This is a genomic window from Microbacterium sp., assembly GCF_049661145.1.
Classification (GTDB): Bacteria; Actinomycetota; Actinomycetes; order Actinomycetales; family Microbacteriaceae; genus Microbacterium.
Genome location: NZ_JBASZT010000072.1, coordinates 1 through 9,090 on the forward strand (window position 1 = coordinate 1; position 9,090 = coordinate 9,090).

The 9,090-nt window shown below is 70.1% G+C and carries 11 protein-coding genes; 8 read left to right on the top strand and 3 right to left on the bottom strand.

Translation table 11 applies throughout. The features are described from left to right. The coding region (locus WBP48_RS03355; protein WP_424436085.1) for an AAA family ATPase at positions 1-1,333 on the bottom strand (1,333 nt) is incomplete at its 3' end. Here WBP48_RS03355 and WBP48_RS03360 point away from each other — a divergent pair. The 7 genes from WBP48_RS03360 to WBP48_RS03390 all read left to right on the top strand — a co-directional run bounded on the left by WBP48_RS03360 (position 1,220) and on the right by WBP48_RS03390 (position 5,818). Beyond that, entirely contained in the window at positions 1,220-2,065 is an 846-nt protein-coding gene (locus WBP48_RS03360; RefSeq protein WP_424436088.1) for an alpha/beta fold hydrolase, read from the top strand. The genes WBP48_RS03355 and WBP48_RS03360 overlap by 114 nt on opposite strands. 1 nt (position 2,066) lies before the next feature. Next, the gene (locus tag WBP48_RS03365) at positions 2,067-2,261 is read left to right on the top strand and encodes a hypothetical protein (protein ID WP_424436091.1); all 195 of its coding nucleotides are present in this window, start codon (positions 2,067-2,069) and stop codon (positions 2,259-2,261) included. Positions 2,262-2,269: 8 nt separating this feature from the next. Then, a complete protein-coding gene (locus tag WBP48_RS03370; RefSeq protein ID WP_424436094.1) occupies positions 2,270-3,346 on the top strand; it encodes an alkene reductase in 1,077 nt (358 codons plus the stop codon). 49 nt (positions 3,347-3,395) lie between these two features. Next, positions 3,396-4,157, top strand: a complete 762-nt coding sequence (locus WBP48_RS03375; protein WP_424436097.1) for a MerR family transcriptional regulator — start codon at positions 3,396-3,398, stop codon at positions 4,155-4,157. A 73-nt stretch (positions 4,158-4,230) separates the two neighbouring features. Further along, positions 4,231-4,833 carry a small multidrug efflux protein gene (locus tag WBP48_RS03380; RefSeq protein ID WP_424436100.1) on the top strand — a complete coding sequence of 201 codons (603 nt, stop codon included), beginning with the start codon at positions 4,231-4,233 and terminating at the stop codon, positions 4,831-4,833. Positions 4,834-4,872: 39 nt separating this feature from the next. Next, complete coding sequence (locus WBP48_RS03385) at positions 4,873-5,547, top strand: GOLPH3/VPS74 family protein (protein WP_424436103.1); 675 nt, start codon at positions 4,873-4,875, stop codon at positions 5,545-5,547. Between the two features lie 46 nt (positions 5,548-5,593). Beyond that, complete coding sequence (locus WBP48_RS03390; protein WP_424436106.1) at positions 5,594-5,818, top strand: hypothetical protein; 225 nt, start codon at positions 5,594-5,596, stop codon at positions 5,816-5,818. A gap of 12 nt (positions 5,819-5,830) precedes the next feature. Here WBP48_RS03390 and WBP48_RS03395 read toward each other — a convergent pair whose 3' ends face one another. Continuing rightward, complete coding sequence (locus WBP48_RS03395) at positions 5,831-6,349, bottom strand: PadR family transcriptional regulator (protein WP_424436109.1); 519 nt, start codon at positions 6,347-6,349, stop codon at positions 5,831-5,833. Between the two features lie 86 nt (positions 6,350-6,435). Between WBP48_RS03395 and WBP48_RS03400 the strand changes: the two genes are divergently transcribed. Beyond that, a complete protein-coding gene (locus WBP48_RS03400; protein WP_424436112.1) occupies positions 6,436-7,506 on the top strand; it encodes a serine hydrolase domain-containing protein in 1,071 nt (356 codons plus the stop codon). A 5-nt stretch (positions 7,507-7,511) separates the two neighbouring features. On the opposite strand, the gene WBP48_RS03405 is transcribed toward WBP48_RS03400, so the two are convergent. Next, a partial coding sequence (locus WBP48_RS03405; RefSeq protein ID WP_424436115.1) for a carboxylesterase/lipase family protein occupies positions 7,512-9,090 on the bottom strand: 1,579 nt, incomplete at its 5' end.

The following is a 9,090-nucleotide window of genomic DNA, read 5'->3' on the forward strand; positions in this document are numbered from 1 at the left end:
TGCAGGCCGCGAGCGCCTCGTGCACCCGACGCCGATCCGGCGCATCCGCGGCCCGGTAGACGGCCGAGCGCACGAGTGGATGCCGGAACCGGACCCGTGCGTCGACCTCCATGAGGCCGGCCGTCTCGGCGAGCGCGGCGGAGTCGGTGGCAATGCCGACATGCGCGGCCGCGAGCCTGAGCAGCGAGGCATCGCCGGTCGGATCGGCTGCCGCGATGAGCAGCAGCGTCTGCGCCGCCTCGGACAGCGCGCTCGCGCGCCGCTGAAACCCGCTCTCTACGCGGCTGGGGACGTCGGCGAGGTCGGGCAGCAGGAATCCGCCGGCGAGACGGACAAGCTGCGTGCTTGCGGGCAGCTCGAGCAGAGCCAGCGGATTGCCGCGAGCCTCGGCGATGATCCGTTCACGTACGTCACCATCGAGCGGCACGGGAACGGCGGAGCTCAGCAGCGTCCGGGAGTCCGCGTCATCGAGCCCGCTCAGGCGCAGCTCAGGCAGCCCCGCGAACACAGCCGGGCGGGGATCGGTGTCGCGCAGGCCGAACACGAGAGCCAGTCGATCCGCGCTGATGCGGCGAGCGACGAACGCGAGCACCTCTGCCGACGCCTGATCCAGCCACTGGGCATCGTCGATGAGACACAGCAGCGCGCGGTGCTCGGCCGCCTCAGCCAGGAGATTGAGGGTCGCAAGACCCACGAGGAACCGGTCTGGGGCAGGACCGACGCGATTGCCCAGCGCCACGCCGAGCGCGAGCTGCTGCGGCTCGGGCAGGGCGCCCGCACGGTCGAGGAGCGGCGCGCACAGCTGGTGAAGACCCGCGAAGGCGAACTGCGTCTCCGCCTCGACACCGGTTGAGGTCTCAGTGCGGAATCGGAGTGCGTCCGCCGTCGCGCGCACGTGTTCCAGCAGGGCGGTCTTGCCGATGCCCGCCTCCCCGCGCACCACGAGCGCTCCGCTGCGCCCGGCGCGAGCCTCGGCGAGCAGCTGCTCGACCTCATGGCGTTCCGCACGCCTGCCTAGGAGCTTCGACAGATTCGCTCTCCTCCGAGGACGGATGCCCCGCCCTGCCGAAGTGTGTTCGTACCACTGCAAGTATCCCCCGACTTCGGTAGGGGGATACCTACGTGGCTTCCACCGACGCGAAGCGGTCAGCAGCGGTGCGAGCCTGACGATACGACCGGCATCCGGTCCCGACCGATCAGACGACGAAAGGGAACGACCATGGGATACATCACCGTCGGAGACGAGAACAGCACTCCGATCGAGCTCTACTACGAGGATCACGGCGCGGGCCAGCCCGTCGTCCTGATCCACGGGTACCCGCTCAACGGACACAGTTGGGAGCGGCAGACCCGCGAGCTGCTCGCCGCCGGGTACCGTGTCATCACCTACGACCGACGGGGCTTCGGCGGGTCTTCCAAGGTGGGCTCGGGCTACGACTACGACACCTTCGCCGGCGACCTGAACGCCGTGCTCGAGATCCTGGATCTGCGGGGCGTCGTGCTCGTCGGCTTCTCGATGGGAACCGGCGAGCTCGCCCGCTACGTCTCCCGCCACGGCCACGAACGGGTCGCGAAGCTGGCGTTCCTCGCGTCCCTCGAGCCCTTCCTCGTCGCCCGCCACGACAACCCCGACGGGGTGGCGCAGAACGTGTTCGACGGGATCGAGCGGGCCGCGTGGGGCGACCGGTACGCCTGGTTCACGCAGTTCTTCGCCAACTTCTACAACCTCGACGAGACGCTCGGCAGCCGCATCAGTCAAGAAGCGGTCACCGGCAGCTGGGACGTCGCGATCGCCAGCGCGCCGGTCGCGGCGTACGCCGTCGTATCGTCCTGGATCGAGGACTTCCGCGCCGACGTCGAAGCCGTCCGTGCCAGCGGCAAGCCCGCCCTGATCCTGCACGGGACGGCCGACCGGATCCTCCCGATCGACGCGACCGCCCGTCGCTTCCGTCAGGCACTGCCCGACGCCGCCTACGTCGAGATCGACGGGGCACCGCATGGGCTGCTGTGGACGCACGCCGACGAGGTCAACGCCGCGCTGCGCTCGTTCCTGGCGGAAGCGTGAGATGTCTGTCACCGGCATCCGCGCGGTCGGGCGACAGCCCCGACCGGTCAGCGAGTCACGGGAGCCCGTGCGCCTTCCGCCGTCCGACCGCTCGCTCGCGATCGAAGGCGCCGTCAGCCTCACCGCTGCGCTCGGCTGCCTCCTGCTCGGCCTCGACGCCGCGGCCGCCGCGCCCGGTCGCCGCGCAACTTCATAGGAGACTCGATGGCATCCCTCTTTGATCCGGTGACCCTCGGCGGTCTCCATCTGCCCAACCGCATCGTCATGTCCCCTATGACGAGGGTTCGCTCGAACGACCTGGGGCTGGCCACCGCCTCGATGGCCGCCTACTACGCGCAGCGCGCGGATGCCGGTCTGATCATCACCGAAGGCATCCATCCCAGCCGGGTCGGGCGGTCCAATCCCGGAACGCCGGGGCTTCATACGCCGGAACAGGTCGACTCCTGGCGGCAGGTCACGACCGCCGTTCATCGTGAGGGTGGCCGGATCTTCGCGCAGATCCAGCACGCCGGCCGCATCAGCCATCCCGACACCACGGGGCACCGGCCGGTCGCGCCCTCAGCGGTCGCGGCGCGGGGCGTGAGCGTCTTCACGCCCACGGGCTCGCAGCCGGCTCCCGTTCCTCGCGAGCTCTCGACGGCGGAGGTCCCGATCGAGGCGGCCACCTACGCAAGCGCGGCGCAGGCGGCGATCGAGGCCGGCTTCGACGGCGTCGAGCTCCACGGCGCGAACGGGTACCTCATCGGGCAGTTCCTCGCCAGCAGCGCCAACTTCCGCACCGACCGCTACGGCGGCTCCATCGCGGGCCGCATCCGGTTCGCGGTCGAGGCGGCGACCGCGACGGCCGACGCCGTCGGAGCGGACAGGGTCGGGCTGCGTCTCTCACCCGGTGCCGGGCTCGGCGACGCCATCGACGCCGAGGTATCTGAGCTGTACGCGGCTCTGCTCGCCGAACTCGCGCCGCTCGGCCTGGCCTACGTGCACCTGACCGCGGGCACCGCCGACGAGGTGCTCGTGGGACTGCGGCGCGCGTGGCGGGGCACGCTCATCGTCAACCCCTCGACCTACGGGGCCCCCGCGCCTGCCGGACGGGCGGATGCCGACCGCTGGCTCGCGCACGGCGCGGACCTGATCTCGTTCGGGCGCGCGTTCCTCGCCAACCCCGACCTCGTCGGACGGTTGCGAGCGAACCTGCCGCTGACGACCGCCGACGAGGCCACCTTCTACGTCGGCGGCGACGACGGCTACCTCACCTACCCCACCTACGCGGCGGCTGACTGAGGATGGACGGGGAGCCCCGTCGGGAGGACCGCAGCGAAGGAGAACTTCCATGGCCTGGAGCACGCGTGAGCTTGCGGAGCTCGCCGACACGACGGTGAACACGATCCGCCACTACCATCGCCTCGGACTGCTGGAGGAACCCACGCGCAGGTACAACGGCTACAAGCAGTACGGCGTGAAGGACCTGGTGCGGCTGCTGCGGATCCGCCGACTGGTGGGCCTGGGCGTGCCGCTGTCGCAGATCGGCGAGGTGGATGCCGACGGGCACAGCAGCCAGGAGATGCTGCGTGAGCTCGACGCCGAACTGGTCGCAAGCATCGACCGTCTGCAGCGAGCGCGCGCCGACATCGCCGCGATCCTGCGCGACGATGCGCCCGCAGACGCGCCGGCGGGGTTCGAGTCGGTCGCGGCCTCGCTGTCGGAGTCGGACCGGTCGATCCTCCACATCTCCGGACAGCTCTACGACGAGCAGGCCATGGCGGATCTTCGCAGCATGGTCGAGGTGGATGTCGGAGCCGGCGACGTGGGCAGGCAGATTGACGCGTTGCCCGCGGATGCCGACGAGGCGACCCGGGATCGACTGGCGCGTCTGCTCGCCCCGACTCTCGCGCAGAACCTCATCCAGTACCCGTGGCTCCTCAACCCGGCCGGGCGCCTTTCGAAGAGCGAACGGGTCACAAGGCAGACGATCACCGAAGCGGTCGTGGAGCTGTACAACCCGGCCCAACTCGACGTTCTCGGGCGCGCCAGCCTGCTCGCACAACAGCAGCTGCAGGCCGGACCGGGGGCGCCACTGAGAAAGCTGACTTGACCGTGTTCTGAGAACACGGTTTCTACTGGCTTCTGAAGCGAGATGATCCGACATCCGCGAAAGGAGACACATCATGAACCCCATCCAGGAACTCATCAACAACTTCCAGAATCTCGTCGGCCAGGTGCCCGAGCTCATCCAGCCACTCGTCGTCGCGCTCGCCGGCGCCATCCCCTTCATCGAGGGCGAGGGTGCCTCGCCGATCGGGGTGGTCGGTGGCATCCATCCCGTCATCGCGGGAATCGCCGCGGCCGCCGGCAACTTCCTGGGCGTGATGATCGTGGTGCTCGTCAGCGCTCGCACCCGCGCCGCCGTGGTGAGTCGTCGCGCGGCGCGGCGAGAGCCGGTGACTGTCGGCGGCCATGCGCCCGGCGCGGTCATCACCCTCGAGCAGCGCGACGAGGACTCGACGGCAGAGACAGCGGCGCCCCCGCCGGCGGAGCCCGAGTCGAAGGGCCGGCAGCGGTTCCGCAGGTGGCTCGTCCGCTTCGGTGTTCCCGGTGCGAGCATCCTCGGTCCGCTCGCGATTCCGACCCACTTCACCGCTGCGATGCTCGCGGCATCGGGAACGGCGCGCTCCTGGATCCTCCTCTGGCAGGCCGTCGCGATCGTCCTGTGGACCAGCGTCACCACCACCCTGGTCTGGCTGGCGCTGAGCGCCGTCGTCACGGCCTGAGTCCGGCCGGCCGATCCCACGAAAACGAGGAACCCACCAATGGGCGAGCAACCGACGCTGGCAGAGGACCTTCTCCTCGTGCTGTTCCAGCCCGATTCCGGCACGATCGCCGGCGAGAACACGCTGTTCTATGTCCTCGCCGGCGCGGTGCTGGCAGAACTGGCGCTCGATGAGCGCGTCACGAGCACCACCGCAGGGCTGGGGGTCACCAGCATCCGGGCCGTCGACGGGCGGGCGCCCGCCGATCCGATCCTGCGCTCGGCGTGGGACCACGTCTCCGGCAAGGCCCATCCGGTGCAGACCGTGCTGCCCGCGATCGGGCCGCCGCTTCGGCAGCCGCTGCTCGATCGCCTCATCTCACGCGGTGACATCCGACGCGAGAAGCGCAAGGCGCTGGGGCTGTTCGACACGACCGTCCTCATCGACGGCGGGAGCGGCAGGCGCTCCGAACTGCTCCGGGACGTGCGTGCGTTCCTCGTCGACGGCGCGGAACCGACGCCGCGCGTCGCCGCGCTCGCCGGACTGCTCTGGGGAAGCGGGACCCTCCCGCAGTTCGACGCCGTCATCCCCTGGAGCTCGGCGGTCATCGCCCGTGCCCAGCAGCTCGAACGCGACCACTGGGGCGCCGGAGCGGTCGCCGAGGCCGTGACCCGGACCTTCAACGCGATCATCTCCAGCAGCATCCTCATCGCGACCACGGCGCTCCGGCGCTGAGGGGTGACGCCGTGTACATCCATCGATTCGCAAAGTTGAGGCGGAAATGCTCATTCGCAACCTCGGAACTGTCCTGCTCGGCCTGGGCTTCGTCATGCTCGCGGCTGCGGCGCTCATTCGAGACCCGACAGCCCTGGATGCCAACATCGGCGCGGGCGGCCTGACCCTGATCGGCATCCCCGTCGGCACCCTGGGCCTTGCTCTGACGATCACCCATGCCGTCTACATGTCGGTTCGACGGCGGCGGAGTGCCCATACCTCCGCATCCTGACGTGCCCCGCGGTCAGCGGCGGGGAAGGTGCTCTTGCGCCCAGGCAAGCGCTGTCCGGCCGACGGCGAGTCCGTACTCCAGCGTCGCGAGCTGGTAGCGGGCGATGTCCTCGAAGCCCGTCGGGATCTGCATGGCTGAGACCTGCGCGTCCAGGCGCTCCAGCCGGTCGAGCTCCCGGCGGATGCGCGCTTCGACCCGCGCTGCGACCGCCTGGCGCTCGGGCGCATCCACGAGGCCCAAGAAGTAGACGCGGGCCAACACCGCCGGCTCGAGGTCACCCGTCGGATCGGTGAGCATCCAGCGGCGGAACTCCGCCCGGCCCGCGTCCGTGATCGCGTACGTCTTCTTGCCGCGCGGGCCATCCTCGGGGCCGACCTCGATGTGCTCCTGCGCGACCAGGCGGTCGAGCGCGCGCTTGATGCTGCCGGTGCTGGCGCTGTAGAAGAGCGAGGCGCCCGCCTCGAAGTTCTTCGTCAGCTCGTAGAGGCTCTGCGGCCACAGCATGAGCAGCCCGAGGATGACGTGCGACATGCGATCGAGTCTATGCCTTGACGACTCGGAGATATGTCTAGTAGACATGTCTCTGAGTAATATAGCCGCATCGTCGAAGGCAGCCCATGAGTGTCGACACCCACGTCCGCAAGTCCGTCGAGAGGCTGCGGCGCACGCGCAGCCGCCGCTTCCCCGTCCCGCCCATGGCCCTGGTCACCGGTCCGCGGCTCGACGTTCGATCCGGCGAGCCCGATCAGCCGTTCTACGTCGCGAGCATCGACAAGGTGTTCTACGCCACCCTCATCGCGCAGCTGTTCGACGAGGGTCGGTTCACTCCGGACACACCGATCGGGCAGTTGCTGCCGGCGGACGACCTCGCGTCGCTGCCGGCGGCGCCCGGTATCGACAACGCGCGCGACGTCACCGTGCAGCACCTGCTCTCGCACACGTCGGGCCTGCCGGACGTCATGCTGCCACCGCGCGGCCACAGCACGACCTGCTCCATCCCGAACCTGCTGACCGATCCCGGCCACGAGTGGACGATCCCAGAGTTCCTGGAGCAGGCCCGGCACCTGCCGCCGTTCGCCAGGCCGGGCGAGCGATTCCGCTACAGCGACACCGCCTACTTCCTGCTCCTGCGCATCATCGAAGAGGCGCGCGGCGGACGCATCGACGACCAACTGCGCACCCGCGTCTTCGAACCGGCGGGCATGAGCGATACCGCCGAATGGGCGGGCGCGGGCCCGGAGCGCCTCGCCGCCCTCGTGCCACGGCTGGCCCCGATCTGGCTGGACCGACCCGAGCCCGTTCCCCCGGCATTCGTCCCCAACCTCACCTGGCACAACGGCGTGGGAGGGCCGTCGACGGCGAACGACCTCGTGCGGTTCCAGCGCGCGCTGCACGGCGGCCACCTCTGCGATCCGGAGTGGGTGCGGTTCCTCGGCACGCCGCGCAGCAGATTCCGCCCCGGCATCCACTACGGCACCGGGATGGTCACGCTGCGCTTCGGGGGCTTCTCTCCGCTCCTGCGTGGATACCCGCAGCCGACGGGCGGACTCGGCTACACCGCGACGCACCTGTTCTACTACCCGCAGCAGCAGACCCACGTCGTCCTGAACCACCACGCGCACGGCCGCATGCAGGCGAGCTTCCAGGCGCACATCCGGCTCGCCGGCCTCATCCACCGATACGGCTAGCGCGGCTACGGGATCGGTCCGTCGAACTCCATCCAGAAGGCGACCGCGTCAGCGCGGGGGTGGGGCACGACGGTGCTGCCGGCTTCGAACCTCATGACCTGGCGCGGTTCGTCGCCGAACGTCGGCCATGACGGCAGACCCGGGCCGTTCGGGTCGCCGGTGCTCGTGAAGTTGACCCAGTAGTTGGTCAGCTGGTCTCGCAGCCGGTAGTCCGTGGCGGTGTACGCGGCGTCGCTGTCGGCGCCGAGGTTGTCGAACGCGTACGCGATCTCGGCTCCGTGGTAAGCGCCGTACTTCTCGAGCGCGGGCTCCGGCGGCACGTGCGAGAAGAAGTAGAGGTACGCCGCCGACTCTCCCGTCTGCGACTGGAGCGACGCCCAGCGGTACATGGCGCGGGTCATCACCTTGTCGGTCTGCGCGCGCAGGAGCGAGTCGAGCACCTGGTCCTCCGTCTCGCCCGGGTAGAGCGAGAGGAAGCGATCGGTCTCGTCACCGTATGTGTCACGCACCGATGCGCGGTACTCGTCGACATCCGTCTCCGGCGGCGCCGCGAGGGCGAGCGATGCCTCGTCGGCGGTGCTGCCGGCGATCATCGGCACGTCCAGCTGGTCGCCCGCGGCGTAGACCTCCGAGGGCAGCCGGTCGAGGACGTACCCGTCGATCGACGGCCGCCAGTGGCCGCCCCACGCGGCGGCCGCCTCGACGATGCGTTCGACCGGCATCCTGCGCAGTTCATCGATGGATGCTGCGCCGAGCGCCTCGCTGAGGCGGCGGCCGATGTCCTCGGCGACCTCGCGGGTGTCGTACTGGTCGCCGTCGCCGGTGTCGCCCAGCGTGCCCATGCAGGCGCCGCTGCCGCCGATGAGTCCGTCGACGAGTCCCTTCGCGAGCGGGGTCGCGCCGATCGTGCAGACGCTTTCGCCACCGGCCGACTCGCCGGCGAGGGTGATGCGATCGGGGTCGCCGCCGAAGGCCGCGATGTTGTCGCGCACCCACTGCAGCGCCGCGAGCTGGTCCAGGATGCCGTAGTTGCCCGAGGCGCCGTGCTCGGACTCCGCTGTCAGCTCGGGGTGGGAGAGGAAGCCGAGCACGCCGAGCCGGTAGTTGATCGTGACGGTGATCACGTCTCCGCGGGAGGCGAGAGCCTCGCCATCGTACAGCGGCAGGGCGCCGGAACCCGTCGCGAAGCCCCCGCCGGGGAGGTAGACGAGCACGGGAAGCGGACCGGCATCCGGGGTCATGCTCCGCCAGATGTTGAGCGTGAGGCTGTCCTCGCTCACCGGGTACGGGTTCAGGAGCGTCTCTTCGAGAGGCGCTTGCACCAGCTGCGCCAGCGCCCTCGTGAAGAACGTCGTGGTGCCCTGCACCGGTGCCGGCGAGAACCGGTCCGTGACGAGCACCGCGTCGCGCGGCTCGGGTGGCTGCGGAGCGCGCCAGCGCAGGTCGCCCACCGGCGGCTCGGCGTACGGGATGCCGGCGAAGATCTCGACGCTGCGGTCCTCGTTGAGTACCCCCGTCACCGGCCCCTCGCGCGTGGCGACGGCCGCCGTCGGCGAGCGATCCGCCCCGCCGGCGACGCGCACC

What these genes read in the sequence shown, in the direction of transcription:
- WBP48_RS03380 (WP_424436100.1), top strand. Translation starts at nt 4,231, where the DNA reads ATGAACCCCATCCAGGAACTCATCAACAACTTCCAGAATCTCGTCGGC.
- WBP48_RS03370 (WP_424436094.1), top strand. Translation starts at nt 2,270, where the DNA reads ATGGCATCCCTCTTTGATCCGGTGACCCTCGGCGGTCTCCATCTGCCC.
- WBP48_RS03360 (WP_424436088.1), top strand. Translation starts at nt 1,220, where the DNA reads ATGGGATACATCACCGTCGGAGACGAGAACAGCACTCCGATCGAGCTC.
- WBP48_RS03400 (WP_424436112.1), top strand. Translation starts at nt 6,436, where the DNA reads ATGAGTGTCGACACCCACGTCCGCAAGTCCGTCGAGAGGCTGCGGCGC.
- WBP48_RS03365 (WP_424436091.1), top strand. Translation starts at nt 2,067, where the DNA reads ATGTCTGTCACCGGCATCCGCGCGGTCGGGCGACAGCCCCGACCGGTC.
- WBP48_RS03375 (WP_424436097.1), top strand. Translation starts at nt 3,396, where the DNA reads ATGGCCTGGAGCACGCGTGAGCTTGCGGAGCTCGCCGACACGACGGTG.
- WBP48_RS03390 (WP_424436106.1), top strand. Translation starts at nt 5,594, where the DNA reads ATGCTCATTCGCAACCTCGGAACTGTCCTGCTCGGCCTGGGCTTCGTC.
- WBP48_RS03385 (WP_424436103.1), top strand. Translation starts at nt 4,873, where the DNA reads ATGGGCGAGCAACCGACGCTGGCAGAGGACCTTCTCCTCGTGCTGTTC.
- WBP48_RS03395 (WP_424436109.1), bottom strand. Translation starts at nt 6,349, where the DNA reads ATGTCGCACGTCATCCTCGGGCTGCTCATGCTGTGGCCGCAGAGCCTC.